This is a genomic window from Oscillatoria sp. FACHB-1407 (genome assembly GCF_014697545.1).
Lineage (GTDB): Bacteria > Cyanobacteriota > Cyanobacteriia > Elainellales > Elainellaceae > FACHB-1407.
The window spans coordinates 313934-338753 of sequence record NZ_JACJSA010000006.1 but is presented as its reverse complement, the minus strand read 5'-3'; the positions used below and the strand labels follow the sequence as shown (position 1 = coordinate 338753).

Genomic DNA, 24820 nt, shown 5'->3' with positions numbered 1-24820 from the left:
TTTTTGTACTACTTCTGTACTAAAATAATAACTTATTGATTTATCTTGAAAGGTATGTGGTAGTAAGATGTCAAGCAGCAACACTGGTATTGAATGGACTGACAAAACCTGGAACCCTATTACAGGATGCAATAAGGTGAGTCCAGGTTGTCGGTATTGCTATGCTGAGGCACTAACAGAAAGATTTCCTCAAAATTTTCCGCAAGGTTTTAATCTAACGCTACACCCTGAGCGATTAGACCAACCAAGGAAGTGGCGAACACCCAGTCGTATCTTTGTGAACTCTATGAGTGATTTGTTTCACAAGGATGTGCCTCTTGCATATTTGCAGGAGATTTTTGCTGTTATGAGAGAAACTCCCTGGCATATTTACCAAATTTTAACTAAGCGAGATCAGAATTTAGCAGAATTAGCACCTAGGTTGGAATGGTCCGAAAATATTTGGATTGGTGTGTCCGTGGAGAATCAACAATATACTCATAGAATTGATAATCTTAGGCATGTGCCAGCAAAAGTGCGATTCCTTTCCTGCGAGCCTCTTCTTGGAGGACTGTGTCTAAATCTCGAGGGAATTCACTGGGTAATTGTTGGTGGTGAATCCGGATTTCAGCATCGTCCTATAAATCCAGAATGGGTTAGAGACATCTTGCATCAAACACGAGAAGTTGACGTTGCTTTCTTCTTCAAACAATGGGGAGGACATCACTCAAAGGCTGGTGGTAGAGCACTTGATGACCAAATTTGGGACGAGATGCCTTCTGCTTGGTATGAGCACATCAATAAGTGGCAAAACCAGAAAATTTCTAGATATCAGCAGACAAATAGGTTAGAACAGAGATATTTAATCTCTACAAAGTAAAGAGAGTCTAACCATGAGCCGACGTGGTAGCGAAGGTGAGGACATTATCGGGCGGTGGTCAGAGGGAAAATTAGATTTGCTAGCGCAATACCTCCAAGCTTATTCCACCATCATGAGTAACCAAAAGACCTCAAATAATCCTACTGGAAAACCTTGGCTTAGAGCTTACTACTACATTGATGCTTTTGCAGGTTCTGTCAAGCCTGTCGCGAAAGATGAACAACGCTATATCGACGGTTCTCCTTTACGCGCCCTGCAAACAGAACCAAGATTTGATGGTTATTGGTTTATAGATGTTTCTCCTCAGCGTATAGAACGAGTTGAACGATTGCGTGAAGATTTTCCAGACTGCATTATTGAAACACGGTTGGGAGATTGTAATGACGTTTTACGAAATGACATCATCCCAAAAGTTCTTCGATCTCCAAAACAAAGAACGTTTGTTTTTTTAGATCCTTACGGATTGCAAGTAGATTGGGAGACGGTGAGAGAGCTAGCCAATACTAGAACTTGTGATATTTTTATCAACTTTTCAGTTATGGGTGTTACTCGCCTTCTTCCGAGAGATCAAAATCCAGAGCCAGAAGTGGTAGAGCAGTTAAGTAAGGTCATGGGAAGTACAAATTGGATAACTCAAATCTACAGAGAGCCTCCAGCAACACAACTAGACCTATTCGGCAATCCATCAGAACCATCATTAAGCCGTGACACTATTCGATCCGAATGGTTAGCGAGTTTATACACAAACCAGCTAAGAGAACTTTTCCGCTATGTTAGTAGACCGGTTCTCATGAAAAACTCAACAAACTCAGCATTGTATGCCTTGTGTTTGGCAAGTCACAATGAAACTGCAATCAGAATCACCAATGATATTTTCAATCGATATGACCAATTAAGAGTTTTAGGAAGTTGAATTTTTCGGTAATTTGAACTGCCCTTGAACTCATTGCCTTGATACAGCCGAAAAAGCTATAGGATTAGGCTTAACACAGCTAACTGTTTACCAAAGCGGCGATCGCCCTGATCAATTCCTCCGGTTCAATGGGTTTTGAAAGATGTTTTTGAAATCCGGCTTGGAGTGCCAATTGCTGATCAAATTCACTGGCATAGGCGGTTAGCGCAATTGCAAGAATTTGTCTGCCATGTTCAGAAGCGGAGGATCGAATCCGTCGCATCAGGGTGTAGCCGTCGATGTCTGGCATCCCGATATCACTGACAATAATCATGGGCTGAAATTGGTTTAACGCCGCCAATGCTTCAGTTGCAGAGGTTGCCGTGTGGGCGATCGCCCCAACTTGTTCCAGGATTGTAACCACCAGATCTCGCATATCGGCTTCATCGTCTACCACTAACACTCGAACGTCCTGCAACGTCTGAATCTGCTGCAATGATGGGTTTGCGAGAGGGTTTTCTCTAGTCCCGAATGCCTGTTTCATTAGCGGTAAGCGAACTGTAAACGTGGCTCCACAGCCTTCACCCTGACTTTCAGCATGAACGGTTCCCCCATGTAATTCGGTGAGTTGCCGTACAATGGCCAGTCCCAAGCCCAAGCCACCAAATTTACGAGTCGTTCGACCATCCTCCTGACGGAAAGAATCGAAAACATAGGGCAAGAAGTCTGGCACGATGCCTTTTCCGGTGTCGGTAACGACGATTTGAGCATAAGTGGGGGAGTTGGGTGTGGGGTGTGGGGTGTAGGGTGTAGGGTGTAGGGTGTAGGTTGGGTCGTCCCCATTCCCCATTCCCCATTCCCCATTCCCCACCTCTAGGCGCACTTCAACTCGCCCACCGTTAGAGGTGAACTTAATCGCATTGGAGAGCAAATTTAGAACGACTTGTTGCAACCGTCCTCCATCCCCCAGAACAGGCGGGAGATATGCGTTCAGCACAGTTTTGACCTGGATATCTTTTGCTTCAGCCGAGAGCCGCACGGTTTCCAGGGCTGCCTCAATGATGAGTGCCAGATCAACGGGGGCTTCGCTCAAGACAAGCTTGCCCCGCAGAATTTTGGAAATATCGAGCAAATCATCAATCAGTTGGGTTTGTTGTTTAGCATTGCGTTCGATAACTTCCAATGCCTGTTTTGTTTTTTGCGGGTCAAAGTTTCCCGTTTGTAAGAGTTTCGTCCATCCCAGAATAGGGTTGAGGGGCGATCGCAACTCATGAGATAGCACCGCGAGAAATTCATCTTTCACTCGGTTTGCCTGAGCCAGATCCTCCGCTTGTTGTTGCAGAGCTTGTTCTGCTCGTTTGCGATCGCTGATATTCGTATGGGTTCCCAACATTCGTAGGGGATTGCCGTCCTCGTCCCAACTGACAATTTTGCCAATCGAGAGAATCCACACCCATCCTCCGGTTCTAGTGCGTTGTCGAAACTCTACACAATATTCGTTGTGCAGTCCCGCGACATATTCTTCATACACTCGGTATACCGTTGCCACATCGTCAGGATGCATGCGATCGCGCCATGCTGCATTCGTTTCCTGAAACTCTTCTGGCTCGTAGCCCAACATTCGCGCATATTCAGGAGAAACGATTGCCTCTCCTGTTTTCACATTCAAGTCATAAAGTCCCTGATTCGCAGCTTTAAGAGCTAAGGATAAGCGTTCCTCACTTTGGCGCAGTTCGGCTTCAATTCGCTTTAATTCAGAAATATCTGTGACAGTCACCCCAACCCCTAACACTTCACCGTTAGGCAAGCAAACCGGGAAGTGATTCGCAATGGTATGGCGATAAACGCCCGGTCGTACTTCACCGTTATATTCCAGATTGAGAACTGGTTCTTGCGTTGTGATAATTTGCTGCAACATGGGGACAAACTGGGGAGCCATATCTGGCACAACATCCCAGAGGGTTTGACCTAAGTGTTCATTCAAAGGTAGCCCATTGATTTGAGCCAGGGCTTCGTTGGCATAAATAAAACGCAGGTCACAGTCAAATAGCGTCAGTGCGATTGGAGACGCCGTCAAAAATGCATTGAGAATTGCCTCACTGCGTTCACGCTCTAACTCAATTTGCTTACGTTTGCTAATGTCAATTTGCAACCCAATCATGCCATCCTGGTTACCCTGATCGTCGTACATGATTTGTCCAATATCGGCACACCACCGAACAGAGCCATCCGGCAAGCAAACGCGGTATTCACAATAGAGGGAGGTATTCTCGTCTAATGCCTGCTGTACTGCCTGCTGTGCCATCTCACGATCATCCGGGTGTACTGCCTGCATCCAGTTGTCATAGGTAGAAGCAACTTGCCCTGGTTCGTAACCCAGTAGCTCAAAATTTTCATCTGACCAAATGGTACGATTATCAGCTTTAAACCATTGCCACATACCTGCCTGCGCCGAATGCAACGCCAACGATAGCCTCTCTTCGCTCTCGCGCAATGCCTCTTGAACGCGCTTTTGATCATCAATATCGGTATCCGTACCAACCCAACTAACAATGTCACCATTGGCATCTCGTACTGGCAAGGCTCGACAGAGAAACCAACGATAAACTCCATCCCAACGTCGCAACCGAATCTCGATCTCGTATTCCTGGGAATTTTGGACTGCAAGCAACCATTGTTGAAGAACGCGATCGCGGTCGTCAGGATACATTGCGTTAAGACTCTCCAGACCCATCGATTCGGCTTCGTTTAATCCTGTGTAGGTATACCAGTGGGGGCTAAAGTACGTGACCATGCCACTCGCATCTGTTGTCCACACAATTTGTGGCATGACTTCTGCCAGATGGCGATAACGTTCTTCACTCGCTTGAAGTTCAGCCTCAGCCTGTTTGCGTTGAGTAATATCCAGGAGCGAGACTAGCACATGGTCATACGGCTCTGAAATCGGGGGAAAGGTCATACTAAACCAGACATTGAGGCGATCGCCCTGTAGCGTTTGCACCACAGTTTCTGCGGCAAAAGAGGTTTCACCCTGAGCGATCGCCAGAATTTCTTCGACAAATGCTGCTTCAGTTTCCGGCGTAAAGATTTGATTTAACGAAGCCAATAACTCTGACTTTTCCTGAGCCGCAAACATATGCAGTGCCGCTTGATTGACATCTCGAATTCGCACCAGATTCGCCATTTGCTGCACAAATTCGGGATGCTCGGCAATATATTGATGAAAATCGTTGACACCGGATGCCCTCAGGCGATCGATCGCAGTTTTTGCCGCTGAAAAGTCCTCTTCCCAGATGGCAACCCCTACCGTCTCAAAGATGTAGCGATATCGTGCTTCCTGTTCTGACAGAATGGCTTCAGATCGTTTGCGATCGCTAATGTCAATCGATACGCCTAAAATTTGATGAGGCAACCCATCTGCTGTTCGGTTAAAGACGACGCTTTGGCTATACAACCAACGCCACTCTCCATTGGCATGATAGACGCGATATTCAATTCCTAAAACTCCCGTATCGGTTGTCGTTTGAAAGGCTTGAAAATAGTCAAACACCCGTTCTAAATCATCGGGATGAATCAGGATGGCAAGCGCGTTTGTGCCCATCTCCTGAATCTGTTCAGAGGTATATCCCAACAAATCGGCAACTTGGCGATTAGTATACACATTCTGCTGATGAATGATGTCATGCACAAATAAGACACCGGGCAACGCTTCAGCAATTTGCTGATTATAGTGCTGACTTTCCTTGAGTTGATTTTCAAGTTGCTTGCGAGCGGTGATGTTTTCAAATGCCAGTCCCAAACAGTGGTTTGGCAGGGGAAACGCTTTGAGGGTATAAATCTCGTCAGGCATACCATCTTCCCCATAGGCGACCTCCCCTAAATCGAGCGATCGCCCCGTGTGAATCACCTCGAGATATTGCTGCACTAATGGGGTTTGTAAGAGCTTTGGAAAGCTCTCTGCCATCGTCGTGCCGATGATGGATTCAAAATTAAATCCTGTGACCTCTGATGCAGCCGGATTGGCGATGAGCAAGCGAAAAGATCGAGGATCATTTAAATCCTCCAACTGCCAAACCACAATCCCTACTTGAGTATTGCGAACCACATCTGCATAGAGTTGCAGGTGTTGCGCCGCTTCCTGTCGTTGCTGTTCTGCCTGTTGTTGCTCCCGTTCTGCTGCGCGTTGCATGGCGATCGCTAACCGAAGATCTAGCTCGTCCATCACCATGGCGGCTAAGTCAGTCAGGGTTGCGATTTGCTCTGCGGTAAATGTGTCACGGGGTTGTGTGTCTAACAAACAAAGGGTTCCCAGATTAAAGCCTTCCGGGGTAAGTAGCGGTGCACCTGCATAGAAGCGCAATCCAGGTTCCGTCTGCACAAAGGGATTACAAGCAAAGCGATCATCTTTCCGTGCATCGGGTACGACTAAAACCCCGTCATACAACAGCGCAAAACTACAAATGGTGGCATCCCGTTCTACTTGCTGTTGACTAAAGCCATAGCAAGATTTAAACCAGGCGCGTGACTCATCCACCAGGGAAATCAAAACCGTTGGCACACCAAAGAGTCGTGCTGCCAAAGTGGTAATGCGATCGAATGCTGTTTCAGGAGGTGTATCCAGAATGTTGTAGCGTCGCAGTGCCGCCAATCGTTCCGTCTCGTTAGCAGGTAGGGGAAAATTCAAAAGGGATTTGGATACAGCTTCTGTCATAAATGGTTATGAACGAGTGAAATTTTAAAGTGGCATAGTTCACCTGAACGACTTTGCTTAGCTCGGTGGCAACCTGGAGTGATGCGACTTGGAGGAATACAAGGTGTTGGTAATTGCTCTGATTAAAGCTTCGGGTTCGACAGGTTTTGCCACATGCCGTTGAAATCCTGCTTTGAGTGCTTGTTGTTGGTCATACTCGGCGGCATAGGCCGTCAGAGCGATCGCAGGAACGAGTCCACCCTGTTGGGGCGATCGCTGCCGAATCTGTTGTATCAGGGCATAACCATCCATTCCTGGCATCCCGATGTCACTGATTAAGAGGTCGGGTTGCTGTCGGTCAAATAACCTCAGGGCTTCTACCGCAGAAGCCGCAACCTTCACCTTTACATTGTGTTGTTCTAGGATGAACACAGCCAGATCCCGCATATCTTGATCGTCATCCACTAGTAAAACGTTGAGTTGACTGAGATCAACTGCCTGAGGGTCAGTTAACATCTCTCTTTCCAGTGCCGCTACATTCGCCATCAACGGTAATCGCACTACAAAGGTCGCACCCTGCCCTTCACCTAAACTCTCCGCATGAACCGTTCCCCCGTGCAGTTCGGTCAGGTGCCGCACGATCGCCAACCCTAACCCCAACCCACCAAACTTGCGGGTCGTCTTACCGTCTTCCTGCCGAAAGTAATCAAACACATAGGGCAAAAAGTCTGGACTGATGCCCTTTCCGGTGTCAGTCACAACAATTTGGATGTAGGGGGAGGGGGCTGAGGGGGAACCGAGTTGAGGCATAGAAGGCTCATCCACGCTCCCAAGCGTCCACTCATTCACCTGCTCCAGGCGCACATCTACTCGTCCCCCATTGGGTGTGAATTTGACGGCATTGGAGAGCAGGTTCCAGACGATCTGTTGCAGTCGCGCTGCATCACCTAAGACTTGAAATTTTGGATTTGTGATTTTAGATTGTGGATCTTGAGATGGCTCTTCTTCGCGACCGAAATGACCCATCGTAAATTGCAAGTCGATCGCCTTGGCGTCTGCTGCCAACCGCACCGTTTCCATGGCTGCCTCAATGACTGTCAACAGATTAATGGGACAAATGTTGAGTGCCATTTTGCCCTGCAAGATGCGCGATACATCTAACAAATCATCAATCAGTTCCGTTTGTAATTTGGCATTGCGCTCAATGGTTTGGAGTGCTCGCTGAGTGCCTTCCTCATCAAATGTCTTCGTTTGCAAGAGCCTTGACCAACCGAGAATGGGGTTCAGGGGCGATCGCAACTCATGAGATAACACTGCCAAAAATTCGTCTTTAATGCGGTTTGCCGTTTCGGCTTCTTCGCGGGCTGCCTGTGTCTGTTGCAACAACTTTTCTCGCTCTGCGGCTGCCCGTTTTTGTTCGGTCAGGTCAATGTAAAACGCGATAATTTCTTGCTGTTGATCGTAGGGTTCCTGAATCAAGGCTGCACCAATCAAAATGGGAACGCGAGAACCATCTTTGCGAATGTATTCCTTCTCAAAGGGGGTCGAAACTCCTCTGGTTCTCAGTTCTACTGCTGCTTTTTCATCTAAGTGAAGAAACTCAGGTGGAGTAATGTCAGTCCATCGCACCTGCCCTGTTTCAAACTCCTCACGGGTATAACCCAATAGGGTCAAAAAGTAGTCATTGACGTAGTGAATTCCTCCAATAAAGTCACCAAAGGCAACCCCAAACATATTGGATTCCACCAGACGACGGAAGCGACGCTCACTCTCTCGCAGGTCTTCTTCGGTTTGTTTATGTTCAGTGATGTCGAGGACTACACCAATCATGCGGGTCGCCACACTGTTGTGGTCATAACGGGCGCGACCGATAGCGCGTACCCAATGCACTGAAGCATCTGCCCAGACATTACGAAACTCGACATCGTAAATCTCTCGCTGAGCGATCGCCTGTTCAACCGCTTCATGGGTGCGATCGCGATCGTCTGGGTGTAGCGTATGCATAAACACCTCATAATCGACCTCAGCCTCCAACGGCAGTCCAAACATCCGTTTGGCTTGCTCTGACCAGACAATTTCGCTGGAGGCGAGATCATATTCCCAGGTTCCCAGAGCGGCTCCCTCGACCGCAAATCGCAATCGTTCTTCACTGGTTCGCAGAGCTTCTTCAATCCGCTTGCGTTCAGTAATATCCATAAAAGCCCCGATGGTCCCGCGAATGTCACCGTTTGAGTCATACAGCGGAACAGTTCTGCCATAGATGAATTGAACCCTGCCATCCTCAAAGACAAATTCAAGTTCATCGGTGACGGCTTGCCCGGTGCGGGCTGTCGTCTGCATAGGCAGATTTTGCAGCGGAATCGGTTGTCCGTTTTTACAGATTTTGAATGGAAGTGGGTAGCTGCCATCTGCGGGTGTTGCCGTTGTTACAGTACCAGATTCCACCCCCATCAATTGATAAGCCATTTTGTTAGCGGTCATCTGATGACAGTGGGGGTCATGGGCGATCCAGATTGCGGTGGGTGTCACCTCCATTAATGCTGTTAATTCTTCAGCTCTGGTTCTGGCGAGGGCTTCACTCTCCATCAACACCTGCTCAAAGCGTTTGCGATCTGAGATGTTCACGGTGCAACCCACAATGCGAACCACCTGCCCTCGCTCATCCCGAATCAGGCAGGCTTGCTCCCACACATCTACCCAGTACCCCGCTTCGTGACGAATTCGATATTCCGCATCATAAAGATGGTTAGAACTGGCTAACAGTTCAACCATGTGGGGTTGCAACCGTGCTATGTCATCTGGGTGAATCCGTTCGTGCCACCAGGTTGCATCCGGCGGAGCATCTTCTGGAGCGATGCCAATCAGGTCGTATAGTTTTTGCGATCGATAGACTTCGTTAGTTCGCAGGTTCCAGTCAAAAATTAGCCCGTTGACCGCCTGTGTAATGAAATGAAATCGCTCTTCACTGGCTCGTAAGTTTGCTTCAGTTTGAGTGCGTTCGTCCTCAATGCACTTGCGATCGCTGATGTCGCTCACCAGACTAAAATAACCCTCAACTTCACCGTGGCTGTTGATGTGAGGGATGTAGTCTGCCTGGATATAGCGTGTTCCCCCTTTGAGATAGGGGATCTGGCTTTCATAACTGAGGCGTTGTCCGGCGAGTGCCCGATGCATGTAAGGCAAAACTGCCTGGTAAGCGGCTTCGCCCAAAACATCGCGAATATGTCTGTTAGTAAAGGTTGTAGCGGGTTGCCCAAACCAGGTTTCATAGGTCTGGTTGTTAAAACGATAGTAGTGATCTTTGTCAACGTAAGCAATCAAGACCGGAAGGGCATTGGTAATCAGGCTTAACTGTTCTTCGCGTCGTCGCAATGTTTCCTCAATGCCCTGAGATGCGGCATTGTTGTTCAGGTTGTCTGGTTCTGCACCGTTAATCTCTACACGGTTAATCTCTACAGGATCAGTGAGAGCCTTTTGGGGAATGACGCGATTTCCTGTAGCAAATACGCCCCCGACCCTGCCCATTTCATCCCATAGGGGGCTATAACACCAGGTATAGGGGATACCCGTAGGGGTTTCCTTTTGGCACTGTAGCGATCGCTCTGTTGCAAAAACCTGCTCGACCGCCGAGCAAACGTTACTCCAGGTTGCAGACATATGGCTGAGGGGTTGCCCAAAGGGAACCGCACCATTGCTTTTGGTCAAGATAGCGGAGTAAGCATCGTTGTAAAACAGGAGGCGATCGCTCCCCCACACCAACAACATGGGACAGCCAGTATTAAACAAAATGTTGAGGGCTGTTTTGAGACTCTGCGCCCAGGTTTCAATAGAACCCAAAGAAGAATGCAACTTAGCCGCACTATCTTCACCCGCAAAATGCGCCCGCATCAACATCGCCATCTCGCTATCCCCTGCGAAAAGAGCATCTACAAAACACTGTTCTGAGGCTTGATGAGGCTGAACCATGTTCTTTTGTTCTCACTCCGCTCACTTAGGACTGTGGATTTAATAGCTCCGGAAACTGTACGGGCGGGTATAGCAGACCCATTTGCACCCTGTTATGGATTTGACGGCAAAACCCGCCCCTCCCACCTATCGAACTTATTGAATTCCCTTTCCCTAGTACAACTCGTCGTCAATCAGGGTGGGAATTTGGGTGCAGGGGTGGAACCTCTGGCTTGGGACACAGCCCCCACATCCCCCTGGTTTTATTTCCAACCTCTATCTGTGAATAGCAGGACTTAGGAACCATGACATCACAAACGCTGTTCTTCCACAAAATACTTGCTCAGCAGAATACTGCTTCCATCTCGTAGCGATTTAGATGGGGAATTTGTGAGTCCATCGATCACAAAGCGAAGTTGTTTTAGGGCAAGAGCCGATGGCTGCATATGCCCATTTTCCCAGCGGTTGATTGTCTCATACGCCACACCCAACTCGGCTGCAAACTGCGCCTGGGTCAGTTGCATCAGTTGACGCAACTCACGCACAAGCTGGCTAATCTCGGGCTGTCTCAAATTTAAGGCTGTTTTGGTTGTCTGATTAGAAGACGCCATATCGGGCAATCATGACACTCGTCATATTGCATCATCAACCAATTAGCAGAGATCAGGATCTATCTTTAGAGAGAGCCAATGACGACAGCAAATCTTATACGAATCTCGTTTCCAATCTCCTGCTTGAAAATGGCATGACCGAGGCTCTACCTCTAGCCGTTGCTCTAAGAGGCAGAGCTTTCATGAGTCCTAAATCCCCTAACTTGGGAGGACTTTGAGTCTTTGCTAAGGATCGTGGATTTAATAAATTCGCAAACTGTACGGGCGGGTTTAGCCGACTAATCTCTGCTCTGCGCTGGATTTGACGACAAAACCCGCCCCTACCCAATATCGAACTTATTTAATTCCCATTCCTAAGGGGCTTGCCCCAACCAGAAACACCCCTACTTGGAACCGATGTGAAGCGCGCCTTTGGGTGAACCGAAACACTCTCTGCTAAGGGGGTTTGGGGGAGACTCCCCCAATGCCTGGTTTTCACACGCTTGCAACAACCATGCACACAGGAGTTTAGCCAAAGGTATAGGTTGCTGTATTGACTGCCGCTAAAGAACCCGCAATATTGGCAGCATTCAACCCCGTGACTCCCTCCAGGGTCATCAATAAAGCACCAGAGCCAGCAACTCGCAACAGCGTATTGCTACCACTGACCGCAATATTGACCTGCTCAATGCCAGTAATGGCAAACTGGTCTTGCCCCAACCGAAACTGCCGAACCGCATCTGTGCCGTCACCACGGGCATAGAGGACTGTATCGCGATCGCCATCACTGCCCAATGTCAACACATCATTATCCGTGCCACCGACCAACACATCGGCACCTGCGCTTCCGGTCAGGGCGTCTGCTCCGCTCCCCCCCCTCAAAATGTCATTGCCAGTGCCACCTTGCAGGATATCGTTGCCATCTTCACCTTCGAGCAGATCATTGCCAGCACCACCATTCAGCGAGTCATTGCCCTTGCCACCGTCGAGGTAGTCATTGCCCAAATCGCCCAACAGCGTGTCGTTATCCAGTCCTCCTTTGACAAAATCATCACCAGCACCGCCGTTCAGATTGTCGAGCCCGGCATCCCCATCTAACACATCGTTTTCAGTTCCCCCATTGAGGCGATCGCTCCCAGCACCCCCATTGAGATAGTCGTTGCCAGCATCCCCTGCTAAGGTGTCATCGCCCGACTCGCCCCAGAGATAGTCGTTGCCGTCTTGTCCTGACATCGAGTCGTTTTGTTCACCGCCATAGAGGGAGTCATTCCCGACTCCACCCCGCATGGTGTCTCTGCCGATTCCCCCGATCAGGGTGTCGTTACCTGCCTCACCGTTGACTCTGTCATCTCCGGCATCACCACTGACATAATCCTTACCAAGTCCTGATGTGATGGTGTCGTTCCCAGCTTCACCCCAAACTGAGTCATTGCCAATTCCCCCAAACAGGGTGTCGTTACCTGCACCACCCATCAACACATCATTACCGGCAAAGCCGATCACGCGATCCGTTCCCTGTCTGCCTAACATCACGTTATTTGCAGCAGTTCCCTTCAGCAAGTTGTTGCGCCAATTGCCTGCAATGGTTCTGGCGCGTTGTGGTGCAAACACAGAACTGGCTGAATTCACACGGGTCTGCTCTCGTGCTGCTCCATAGGTGGCGTTTCCAGTAATGGTATTGTTCGTGTCTCCGGGCGATCGCTCCCGAATGCTAAACCGAGAACGATTCACGAGAGAACTACGAATGAAATTATTTCGTAGAACGTTGTTGGTGGAGTAGGTAATGTTGTCGCTGTAGAGTTCAATTTCACTGTAACCTTCGTTACGAGATTGTGAATTATCAAACACCCAGTTACCGGAAATAGTGTTACCCGATGAACTCAGCACTGCAACACCATAGCGTCCGTTGCGTTGAATAACGTTACCCTGAATGTCATTTCCCCCTTCCTGAAAGAGATAAATGCCACTCGTCGAGTTGAGCGCAATCTGGTTGTTATAGATGGGTAAGTTGCGACTCCCTAACTGAACGGTAATACCGTTTCCACCGTTATCAATACTGACGTTGTTTTCAATGCGCGTGTTTTCGGAATCCGTTACCACATTAACGCCGTGGCGATCGTTGTTAAACGTCAAATTGTTTTCGACCACTGAATCGATCACTTTATCCAAAGTGATACCGTCTAAGCCGCTGTTTTCAACAATGTTGTTTCGGATCGTCAGATTCGTTGTGGGAGTCCCGTTATTCGAGTTTTCGTGGGGGTCAAACCCATAGGACGGCGTGTTGCGAATGTAGAGATTTTCAAAAGAACTGTTGGCATAAACGCCATAGATCCCATATTTGTTACTCTTAACAGATTGCCGTTCGCGATTGCCGTCAATCTGCATATCGGTGATATGCCCATTGTAGATTTCGACATCTGAACTGAGCGGACTGGACCCCTGGGTTCGAATCATCCCTGCATCGCTGAGGGTGGCTTGATCCGCTAATCGAACAATCGTACGCCAACCAGATCCTTTCAGGGTGACATTACTTCTTAATCGGATGTTGTCTCCAATCGTGAATACTCCTGGCAACAGAACAACAGTGCCTCCACCCGCCGCGTTGACCTCTGAGATCGCCCGATTGACGATCTCGTGATCGTTCGTGCCTGTGGCTCGATAGGTTGCTCCTGCGGCTGTCACAGCATCCGTGTCACTGGCAGCAATTACAATCGTTGGATTGGCTCCCGATGCTGGCACTGGGGTAATGCGAGCTTCGCTAGAGACATAGGTATTAACTTGAACAGGCGGATTGAGCGCATTGCCGTTGGCATCAAACCGCCGCTCGTAGGTGCGAAATGTCGTGCTACTTGGATCAGCCGAGTGCCACACGATCGCGTATCCACCAGAGGCTAAGCCTGTGACTGCTGCTCGCCCCCGATCCCTGGTGGCAAAGGTGTTGACCTGGATATCACTGGTGGTTGGAGTCCCGTTTGCATCAAATTGTCGGGCAAAGACGGTGTAATCATCCGTGAAGGTTGGTTGCGATCGCCAGGTAACCACAAATCCACCATTGGCTAATGCCGCAATTTGAGGCGTGTTTTGTTCACCCGCAGTCCCTGCGTTAACGACAAATTCGTTTCCCAGAGCAACCCCATTGGCATTAAAGCGTTGAGCAACAATGCTGTAGTTGTCTCCATCCTGTTTGTAAGATGCCCAGGTTGCCACAAACCCACCATCGTTGAGCGCGGCAATCGCTGGACGATTTTGAGAATTAGCCGTATAGGTGTTAAGACGAAATTCACTGCCTGTAGGCGTACCGTTGACATCATAGGCTTGTCCATAAATGCCGTATTCACTGCCATCCTGTCGGTTGGAGTGCCAGGTGACCACAAACCCGCCATTCTTTAACGCAGTAATGGCTGGCTCTGCCTGATTTTCATTAGAGGCAGTGTTCACAGGAAATTGATTGGTCAATGGGGTGCCGTCAGGAGCAAACACCCGCGCAAAGATATTGAGTGAGCTACTGCTATCTCCTTCTTCTTGCTGGCGTGAATCCCAGGTGATGACAAAATTGCCATTGGCGAGAGTGGCGATCGCCGCATTTTGTTGAAAGTTGGCTTGATTTGGGTTGACCAAAAATTCGCCTCCCAGGGGAACGCCAGCCGCATCAAAGCGACGGGCAAAAATGTCATACTCGGTTCCCCCAAAGTTGCGTGATTGCCATGCAACTACAAAACTGCCATCGGGATAAGCCGCAACGGTTGGAGTCGCCTGGTTATCTTTGGTCGTAACGTTGATCAGGAATTCCGTACCAATTGGGTTGCCAGCAGCATCATATCGTTGACCATAAATGCCAGCATCCATGCCGTCCTGATATTCAGACTGCCATACGGCGATAAATCCTCCACCAGGCAACGGTGCTACCGATGGGTTTGGCTGCTTGTAAACAGGACGGATGGTAATTTCAGAAGCTGTCATGTAATAAACTCCAAAATGAGAAACACAGTTTGCAATCGATTCAGGAACGGATCTGGGTCAACGAATACGAACTAAAACCCTAATTGATACAAACCCCATGGATATAGCCGTAGTCACATTCAATGCGACGAAAGTGAGTCAAGAAGCCTTTCCAGAAGCAGGGTTTGAGCTATTGCCTTTGTCTTAAGCTTTCTGACCAAAGCTAGATAGGGTAGATATCTAAGGTTTAGCCATGCGGTTAGACGTGTTACTGGAGATCACATTCGACGGTTTACTGGGAGCAATAGACCCTCTCAAATCGGTGTCGATCGCATCAATTAACACTACTTCCTCACTGGTGGAACTTTGCTCTAATGCCACATATTCCACAACAACATTTTTAGTGTTTTGCAACACGATACTGTGACCATCGCTGGGTTCTAATCGCAGATGTCGCAATGAGGATTGGGTGACTTGATTGAGCAAAATACTGTCGGGAATAGAGCCACTAATCGGAAATTGAGGACGTAGTGAAAATCCTTGTAAATGAACGTTCTCAAGCGGTGAAGTGGCATTTTCTGCACTAGGCGTAATTGTCATAACTGCCTTTGCTTCTGTCTGAGTTATCGCATCAAACGCCACATTGAAGACGGTGCGATCGACCCCCTGCCCAACAATCGAGACTTGGCTACGATGAATGAAAATAGGCTGAGACAGTAACAACTCTCCAATCGGCAAATTGATTCTGACTTTGCCCTGCTCCTGAGATAGTCCATCCACTAACGCCTGCAACGCAGCGGCATCATCTTTGTCATCGCCAGCAATGACCCCGTATTCGCTCGCATTCACATTTAGAACTATGGGTGCTTGATGACGGCTGTTATTCCAGAGGGCAATCACATCTTTAACGGGGCTAAGCATCCCTAATACCCAAAACAACAACACCCCAAAGCTAAAGATTTGAGCGAACAGAATGAACTTTGAAACTCCCTGAGCAATCTTGACTGCACGAGAGTTGCCGTCCGCAGACAGTTTGCGATCGCCCCGGTTAAACCAGCGTTGTTGTGCCAGGTTCATTAGGGTCCAGATTTTGATCATCGCAGACGACCACTGTGAGATAAGCAACAGCGGCAGGTGAACAGGTTTGAGAGTGGATTCACGATTCCAGAAGATTAGCGTTAATGTAATCGAGCGGCTGAGCAACAACCAGGACAAAAGCACCCCAACGATGTACCACTTCCCTGTAAACAGAGCCACGAGCAGTAAGCAAGGTGAGACTAAACACGTCCACATGCTGAGGCGTTGATCGAGCAGACATAACCAGACAAACAACCCGGTTCGTTGTGGTCCCAGTGCCAGTGCCCGGTTACCGTTTCGCAGCATGTTACCAAACCAGCGGCGCATGTTCTGATACATGCGGTTGAACAGCGACCCTGAAACAGTTTCAATCGAATAGACCACCACATCTGGAATGTAGAGCAGGTCGTACTTGCGGTGTCTTAAAAGCCAATACCAGGTGGTTTTGTCATCTCCTGAGAGAAACTTAAACTGACCCCACAGCCAGTCGTTAAGCATGTCATTCTCAAGCTGTTCTGCAAAGTTTGGGTGCAATGCAGCCTCACTGCGATACAACGAGAACCGTCCCGTTAAGCACAACACCTTTTTGGATAGCGAGATGGAACACATTTGATAGTGTCGTTGAGAAAACCGCAAATGGAACCACTCTGAGAAAACGTAGGAACCCGACACAACAGGGACTTCATCGGTGGTGAGTGCGCCCAGCTTGGGAAACATCACAAAGAACGGAAGACAGCGGCGCAATGTCCCAGGAGTGATCACCGAATCACCGTCCATTAACGCAACGATCGCATCTTCTGGAATGTTGAGACGGGCAAGCTCTCTCAATCCTTCTGCTAGAGCTTTGCGCTTACCCTGCCCCGGATCGGTAACGTGATAAATCCGCACAGATGACAACTCTGGGTCAGCCAATTGCAACGCCCGAACGATGTCTGCATCTTCTTCGGGTCCACTACTGACCGTTACAAGAATGATCGGTTGAGGAAAAGCTTTTGCCTCTTCGGCGATCGCTCGAAACACCCGTTTGGTAATCCAGGGTTTCTCCTTGTAGGTTGGCACCAGCAAGCACACAGGCGGCAAATCCTCGATAGGAATAGCATTCGCCCGTCTACGCCAACGCACAAACACAATATTTTGATAAATCCACGATCGCAACAGATGCAGCCCAAACCACAACCATCGCCAGATACCAATTACACCTAACCCAACCAACCCTGACCAGCCTAAAACAGCTAGTTTTGCAGGATCACGTAGCGAGTACAGACCAATCAAACCAAAAGCTGCAATCATCAAAACACAGATCTGATTGAGATTTTGGATGATTTTTTGCCAGAGGTTTGAGACAGCGGCTTGAGTCATGATAGGTCACATAGAAAGAAAGGAAGAAGGAAAAAATAAGAAATAAAAAAGAAAGAAAAAAAGAGAAAAAGAAAGATGAAGGATAAAGGATGAAGAGAGATGAGAAGGAGCAATAAAAGAGGAGTAAAGTTATCCCCATAGGTTGGGTTAAATCTCGTGAAACTCAACATTCACAAGCATGTTAAACGCCGTAGCACTCCAGAAAGGGTAGGGGCGTTTCGCGAAATGCCCTTATGGAATCATGTGCAGCGAAGCCAATTCAAATTGGTATTAGTACAACTCGTTGTAAATAGGGTGGGAATCTGGGGTGCAGGGGTGGAACCCGTGGCTGGGGCGCAGCCCCACACCCCCCTTGTTTTATTTCCAAACCCTATCTGTGAATAGCAGTACTTAGGACTTACGCACTTGAGGCTTAAACCTTCGATCCCCCCTCGCCCACACTTGGAACCGATGCGAAGCGCGCTTTTGGATTCACCGAAACACCTTCTGCCAGGGAGTTTGTGGGATCTGACTACGTAAGTTCTGATCCTTCTCTTTTCACCCTTGATTACTTGACAGGTACACGGGCGTAATCATCCTGCAACCGCACGATGTCGTCCTCTCCCAAGTACTCTCCGTTCTGCACTTCAATCAACACCAACGGCAAAATTCCGGGGTTCTCTAAGCGATGATGCGTGCAGGCAGGTACATAGGTCGATTGATTTGCAGAGAGCAATGCGACCGAATCACCGCAGTAAACTCTCGCCGTTCCGGAGACGACGATCCAATGCTCACTCCGGTGGTGATGCATTTGTAAACTGAGACGTTGTCCTGGTTTGACTTCAATGCGTTTGATCTTGTAACCCCGTCCCTCTTCTAAAACTGTGAACGACCCCCAGGGACGAATTTCGGTTGCTGCAACGCCTTCTAACACAGGGGGCAGAGCGTGTGCTGTTACGGGTACAACGGCTACCTTAGCTTGGACTTGAGACATCTGGCTTTCTCCACAACAAGAATGAAACGTGACGACATCAGGGTTGTTGAGTCGGGTGCAACACCATCTTGGACAGAGACGTGTTGCACACCGAATTGTGGAATGCGCTAGACTCTAGTCTGGAATCTAGAGTTCTAACTGGACATTAGGCTCGGATTCTAACGGGATACTTCAGGCTTCGATCGCTCTATTCTGGACAGGAAAGTGGCGTTTTGAGGTCTGAAGTTTTCTTTCTAAACCAGAACATGACATCTTAGTGTTGGGGTACATCGGTTTGTCTCCCCTTAAGCGATTGGAGCAGGAACAGCCTCTACAGCAGCAGGGACGGTTTCCGCCTTGCGAACTGGATATGTTTCCCAGGTCATCAGGTCTAAAACGGGCTTTTCACCCTCTAAGGCTTCCAGTGCAGCGGCAAATTCGGGACGGTGTTGTGTCAACACAACAGCATCGGTCTGTGCCAATGTTTCTTGCAAATCAGAGCAGAAGACCTGGCGAATTTGAGGCAACTGGCGTTCCAGGTATTCCCGGTTGCTGCCCAACATGGTGTCGAGATCGATGTCAGCATCATGCACGACAACTTTGATGCCATCTTGCCAGAGTTGGTGGATCAGGTTAATGACTGGGCTTTCCCGCAGGTCGTCGGTACCTGCCTTAAAGCTCAGACCCAGAATCGCAACACTGCGTGCTCCCAGGTCATGGACTTTGAGGCGAGCCGTGTCGATGTGGAGTTGGTTGCTAGGCAGGATGGACTCCAGAATAGGAAGCTTTTCACCCAATCGGTAAGCGTTGAAGACCAGCGATCGCAAATCTTTAGGCAAGCAAGAGCCACCAAAGGCAAAGCCCGGTTTGAGATATTTGGGTGAAATGTTGAGCTTGGTATCTGCACACAACAACTGCATGATGATGTGGCTATCCACTCCGATTGAGTCACAGAGACGACCGATCTCGTTAGCAAATCCAACTTTGAGTGCGTGGAAGGCGTTATTCACAACCTTCAACACTTCTGCGTCTTCTAACGCAATGCGATAGATGGGAGCGTCAATCCCTTCGTAGAGAGCCGTTACAGCAGCACCAGAAAGGCTATCAATTTCACCAATGACGGTCAAAGGTGGCTCGTAGAAGTCTTTAACAGCGGTGGTTTCGCGCAGGAACTCAGGGTTCATTGCCAGGCCAAAGTCAGTACCCACCTTTTTGCCAGAGTACTCTTCCAGAATGGGCAATACCTGATTGCGTGTAATGCCAGAGAAAACTGTGCTCCGCATCACAACAACGTGATAGCGATCGCTGTTCTTCATACCACGCCCAATCTCACGCGCCACGCTGTAAATGTAGTTGAGAACAGGGCTGCCATCGGGAGCACTAGGGGTGCCAACACAGATCAGAGACATGTCTGCCCAAGAGACGTAATCGGTGCCATTAGTGACTGCCTTGAGGTTGCCATTGTCTAACCCCTGACGAATCAGTTCATCCAGGTCTGGCTCTTTGATGGGGCTATAGCCCTGGTTAAACTTATCAACTTTCTCAGGATTGACCTCAATTCCAATCACTTCGTGACCACGCTCAGCTAAACATGCTGATACAACCGTTCCGACATAACCCAATCCCCATACTAATACGCGCATCGATTTACTCCTTGATTGATGTAACAGATTCAAATTGGCTTGTCCTTTGACAGAACATTCAACCGTTCCAACAGTGAGGACAATGGTTTTATGCAGGTGCCTCACGCAAAGGTAGCTACGTCATTGGCAACCCTCCTTATGAAACTGATGTGGAAACCTTGAGATTCAGCAAGTCAAAAGTTGAAGGCAGACTGCTTGCTGAAGGTGAGCCGTGCGCCTTGCCCAACGCCACAAAATTGTTGTGACTGTTCGTAGTTCGTTGGAGGTGGAACCCGTACTGTCACTCGTGTAAGTGGTTGTGCCAGCAGATGTGGGGGGATCACAGGCACCAGAGCTTGTACCTGGGTGCGACGGTTTTGCTCTTCATTGAGATTGACTCCGCTAATCGGTTGCATCAAATCAACCTCACCTACCATTGGATCTGAGTAGCCCGCCAACTCAACCGAAACAGGTCTTTGTGTGTTGATCTGGCTAGCGTCTTTAGCACTCATCACCACTTCAATCCACAAATCGGAGCAATCCAACAAAGTCAGAATTGGCTCTGAGCGATTGACCTGCTCGTTGCCCTCTTGCTCTGTACGATAAACCACACCCGTCATCGGAGCCGCAATCTCTAAATCCTGGCGATCGCTATAGAGTGAGCGGGCTTGCTTTAGACGTTGTTCGGCACTCAAAACCTCGGTTCTCAGCGTTGCCATTTGAGCAGAATAGCTCTGAATCTGCTCCTTGAGTTGTGAAATGTCTTGCGTAAAGGTGTTACTTAACGAGGGATATTGGCTCATAATTGTGCGCGATCGCGACGCACCAACCTCTTCTTTTGACGCTTCCACAACCTCTTGAGCACGACGCACTTCTGCCTCGGCGGACTCCCAGGCTGCCCGCAATTCATCGACCTGCTGCGCTGAAACCGCCCCCTCGTTCAGCAATTGCTGATATCGCTGATACGTGGTGCGAGCCGTAGCCGCCTGGGCGATCGCTCCATCTAACACGGCTTGCTGCTGAGACGCATTGCTGGAAGTTAATGCCGTCTCAACCGTCCACACTGACTCATGTCGCGCACTCAGAGATCCAAGTTGGTTCTCTAAAAATGACTTCACTTCAGAGACGGCTTGCAGTTGGTTCTTCTTGGCTTGCAGGTCGCTTTCCAATTGCAGCAACGACTGCTCCGTTGTGTGATCAATGTTGACTCGGGCGAGCACTTGCCCCGATTCAACAGGCACACCCGGACGAGCGTAGAAGTCACCAATATTGCCATCTATGGGCGATCGCAGGCGGACAATTCGCCCATTCATCACTCCACCATCAACGACCAGATGCGTTAGACGATAACTGATAGAACTAGCCCCAATCAAAATGGCAGTCACCCCCAAACTGAGGAAGGCTGAACCAATCACGAGACGTTGCCAGGGAATACGAATCGGTGGAGCGGTTAGCTCATTTAACTTTGGGTTTTGCATGTCAATAGACCCTACTGCTCAGGAACGGTGAGATACATAACAAAATCATTGCGATATCTGCCAAAGGACATGAACGCTAGCCCACTGTGACGACATCCATCAATAAGTTTTTGTATGTAGACAAATTGTCTTCTGCCAAAAGGTTGGTATCTATTCACTTAAGCAATTTTTTTGCTTAAGTTCGTAATCGTATTTGGCATTTAGCTGATACTCAAAAAGTTAATCGATATTAGTAGAAAAAAATATAAAGTTTTTGCGAGGAAGAAAATTTTATTATGAAGTTAATGTGAATAGCTAAAGTAAACGCTCTTTCTAGAAGCAGAAAAAAGGCTCTGAAACTCTTTGTAGAAAAGAATCTCAGAGCTTATCTTGTTTTCGTAGATAAAATTATTTTTCCTTTTATTTTCGTGGAAACTAATAGAAAAAGCCTTTATTTACTATTAGTTTTTAATAGAAATAAAGGCTTAAAAAGCATTACTAAATATCTCATGCGAACAGCATGGGATATCAATTAAACAAAAGATTTAATAGCTATTTTCAGCAGGCGTTAATCTCTAACATCCCCTGATACAGCTAAACTATCAACAAAAAATATTGATTAGATGATTGCTATTATTCTTACTTCTAGTGAAAAGAACAACTGAGAGAAATATCCCAGCTACCTAAACGAGTAACTGTTTACTGTAGCTGTAGAGAGCTTTATTAGAACCAGTTCAATTCCATCGCTAATGGCAGAGAAGTAATCTGTAACCCTTATGTGAGCTAGATCTACCTATCAAATCTCTGGGTCAAGGCTTTGGATTGAACAGCAACGTTTAGGAAATACGTAATTGAAAATACCTAGAGAATAGTACTGACGATAATACGCCTCCATCGTCTACCTCAAGGTGTATCTGTAAAACAAGTGAGCGGATTTGGACCATTTTCTCTAAATGCAAAAATGTGTTTAACACAATCTCTTTTGAATCAGGAGAGTTTTGAGCAATCGCTACATTCCTTATTTATCAATAATTTTGGACTTTTGCCTTTTTTCCTATAGGCTTAAACCACAAGTTTCCCAAACATTTTATATACTTTTCAAAAAGTCAAAAAAAACTCAAAAAACTCATCCCGCAGAGTGATGTATCTCTGCACAATGAGCTTGTCAAGTGTTGACTTACATTGATCTCTGAGAACTTTAAATACCAAACATGTATATTACAATACGCTTCTGTGAGCAGGGCAAGTCAATTTAGTTACGATTTACCCGTTATGTATTGAGTGCATCAGAAGTAATAGAGCTGCAATGTTTTTGTAATGTTCCAATAGCACCTATGTAATGGTTTTGTGAAGTCAAAGCATTGCCAAAGATACTCCACAAAACCACTACCTGTTTAGAGCTACGATTAAACCTACCCCTAACTTACAAGAGAATGAGCTGTGACCAAAGAACCTGGAAAGCGCAGTTCGCGATCGTGAGGTGCATCAAAGTTGATCCCCGGACCAACTGGAACAATTCTGTTTGGGTTTAGCTCCGATACTCCCGCATAATACAACTGCTTGACGTGTGAGACATCACATATCTCCTTTACACCCAGTTGTTGGTAGAGATCCCGAAAGTAGTTCCACAAGTTGGGATAATCAACCAATCGCTTTATATTGCACTTAAACAGTCCGTAGTACGCCAAATCAAACCGAAACAAGGTGGTAAACAAACACCAATCTGCAAGCGTGATTTGATCCCCGCATAGATAGCGTTGCTGATCTAGCACACCCTCCCAATAATCCATTGCCTGGAATAGCTCTGTTACCGCTTCTTCATAAGCAGCTTGAGATTTTGCAAAACCAGACCGATACACGCCATTGTTAATGGGTTGATAGATAGCATCGATCGCCTGATCAATTTGCTGCTGTAGTGATTTGGGATAGTAATCAACACTGGCATGAGCCGCATCCCCATTAAACTCCGAGTTAAACATGGTGATGATTTGTCGAGACTCATTATTCACAATCGTGTTGGTGTGTTTGTCCCACAAAACTGGAACAGTGACCCGTCCTGTATAGGTTGGGTTAGCTTTAACGTAAAGTTGCCAAAGATAATCAGCGTGGTTAATCTCATCACGAATGCAACCCGGATTGTCAGAAAACGCCCAACCCTGTTCTGAAATCACGGGATCAACGATTGATAGCCCGATAACATGCTCTAATCCTTTAAGCTTCCACAATAGAGCTGTCCGATGTGCCCAGGGGCAACCCAGCGATATGTAGAGGTGATAACGTCCGGCTTCTGCCTTAAAGCCGCTTGAACCGTCAGCCGTTACCCAACTGCGAAATTGAGTGGGCATCCGTTGAAATTGCCCTTTTTCGTTGTGTTCTGTCCAAGCAGTCGTCCATTGACCATTCACGAGTTGACCCAGTGCCATTAGTAGTCCTCAAGAAGAAAAAAAGAAGAAAGAAAGAAGAGGAAAGAGGGAAGAAGAAGAGAGAAAAAAGATATGAGCAGCAAGAAAGTTAAGGGTTGTATCAAACCTGCTAGAGCCCTAGTTTGACTGTTGAGCGGGATTCGATATAAAGGGAAAAAAGAAGCATCAGGAGGTAAGACTGAAGGATCTTCTTTTACGCAAAGGCATAAGCAGCCATGCTAAAAACTCCATAGGTAAAACTGGAGTGTAATTGCGTGCGTTGTGGGGTTTCGCCCCCTGCACCCAATGCTACAAATAAAGGCAATAGGTGTTCATCGGTAGGATGATTTTGAATCGCATAAGGAGCTTCTTGACGATAGTTCAACAAAGCCTCGGTGTCGTTGTGAGCGATCGCCTCCGCTAACCAGCGATCAAACCCTGTGACCCAGTCTGGCGGAGCATCATTGAGATCATAGGCTCCAAACATCCGTAAGTTGTGAGTGGCAGCACCACTTGCCAGGATCAACACTCCCTCCTCACGTAACTGAGCCAGAGCACGTCCTAGCGAAAGGTGATGCCTGGTTCCCATACGGGGTTGGATTGAGAGTTGGGTTACGGGGATCGTCGCATTGGGATACATCAGCATCAAAGGTTCCCAGGCTCCGTGGTCAAGTCCTCGATTGACATCGGTTGCAACATCAAATCCTACGTCTGACAACACAGTGGCTACTTGTTTCGCCAGTGCGGGCGCGCCCGGAGCACCATACTTCATCTGATACAACACGGGGGAAAAACCACCAAAGTCATGAATAGTAGGGACTTCTGGGGCACAACTCACCGTTGGGTTTTGAGTTAACCAGTGAGCAGACACGACCAGAATGGCATTAGGTTTACTGAACTGAGTGCCCAGTTGTTTCAAAAAATCGACCGCAGGAACCGACTGCAACAACAGATCTGGAGAGCCGTGAGAGATAAAAATTGCGGGAAGAGTAGTCATGTCAATCAGGACAGATGAGAGAAAATCAGCAAACGGCGA

General features: G+C 47.9%; 12 protein-coding genes. 2 read left to right on the top strand and 10 right to left on the bottom strand.

The window, feature by feature from the left end:
* The first annotated feature begins 67 nt into the window (after positions 1-67).
* Both H6G89_RS12800 and H6G89_RS12795 read left to right on the top strand, forming a co-directional pair.
* Positions 68-859, top strand: coding sequence for a DUF5131 family protein (locus H6G89_RS12800; protein ID WP_190506699.1), 792 nt, complete (start codon positions 68-70; stop codon positions 857-859).
* A 13-nt stretch (positions 860-872) separates the two neighbouring features.
* Positions 873-1772 (top strand): three-Cys-motif partner protein TcmP, encoded by a 900-nt coding sequence (locus H6G89_RS12795; protein WP_190506697.1) that lies wholly within the window; start codon positions 873-875, stop codon positions 1770-1772.
* Between the two features lie 79 nt (positions 1773-1851).
* On the opposite strand, the gene H6G89_RS34985 is transcribed toward H6G89_RS12795, so the two are convergent.
* The 10 genes from H6G89_RS34985 to H6G89_RS12725 all read right to left on the bottom strand — a co-directional run bounded on the left by H6G89_RS34985 (position 1852) and on the right by H6G89_RS12725 (position 24781).
* Complete coding sequence (locus tag H6G89_RS34985; protein WP_242059922.1) at positions 1852-6462, bottom strand: PAS domain-containing protein; 4611 nt, start codon at positions 6460-6462, stop codon at positions 1852-1854.
* 57 nt (positions 6463-6519) lie between these two features.
* Entirely contained in the window at positions 6520-10407 is a 3888-nt protein-coding gene (locus H6G89_RS12765) for a PAS domain S-box protein (protein WP_190506695.1), read from the bottom strand.
* Positions 10408-10697: 290 nt separating this feature from the next.
* The gene (locus H6G89_RS12760) at positions 10698-10997 is read right to left on the bottom strand and encodes a helix-turn-helix domain-containing protein (protein ID WP_190506693.1); all 300 of its coding nucleotides are present in this window, start codon (positions 10995-10997) and stop codon (positions 10698-10700) included.
* A 507-nt stretch (positions 10998-11504) separates the two neighbouring features.
* Positions 11505-14936, bottom strand: a complete 3432-nt coding sequence (locus tag H6G89_RS12755) for a right-handed parallel beta-helix repeat-containing protein (RefSeq protein ID WP_190506691.1) — start codon at positions 14934-14936, stop codon at positions 11505-11507.
* 219 nt (positions 14937-15155) lie between these two features.
* Positions 15156-17351: a glycosyltransferase gene (locus H6G89_RS12750; protein ID WP_190506689.1), complete on the bottom strand. Its 2196-nt coding sequence runs from the start codon at positions 17349-17351 to the stop codon at positions 15156-15158.
* 547 nt (positions 17352-17898) lie between these two features.
* Entirely contained in the window at positions 17899-18324 is a 426-nt protein-coding gene (locus tag H6G89_RS12745) for a phosphomannose isomerase type II C-terminal cupin domain (RefSeq protein WP_190506687.1), read from the bottom strand.
* A 284-nt stretch (positions 18325-18608) separates the two neighbouring features.
* On the bottom strand, positions 18609-19946 hold the full coding sequence (locus H6G89_RS12740; RefSeq protein WP_190506685.1) for a nucleotide sugar dehydrogenase: 1338 nt from the start codon (positions 19944-19946) through the stop codon (positions 18609-18611).
* A 173-nt stretch (positions 19947-20119) separates the two neighbouring features.
* Complete coding sequence (locus H6G89_RS12735; RefSeq protein ID WP_190506683.1) at positions 20120-21403, bottom strand: HlyD family secretion protein; 1284 nt, start codon at positions 21401-21403, stop codon at positions 20120-20122.
* A gap of 1397 nt (positions 21404-22800) precedes the next feature.
* Complete coding sequence (locus tag H6G89_RS12730) at positions 22801-23805, bottom strand: glutathione S-transferase family protein (RefSeq protein ID WP_190506681.1); 1005 nt, start codon at positions 23803-23805, stop codon at positions 22801-22803.
* 193 nt (positions 23806-23998) lie between these two features.
* On the bottom strand, positions 23999-24781 hold the full coding sequence (locus H6G89_RS12725) for a dioxygenase family protein (protein WP_190506678.1): 783 nt from the start codon (positions 24779-24781) through the stop codon (positions 23999-24001).
* Positions 24782-24820 lie beyond the last annotated feature (39 nt).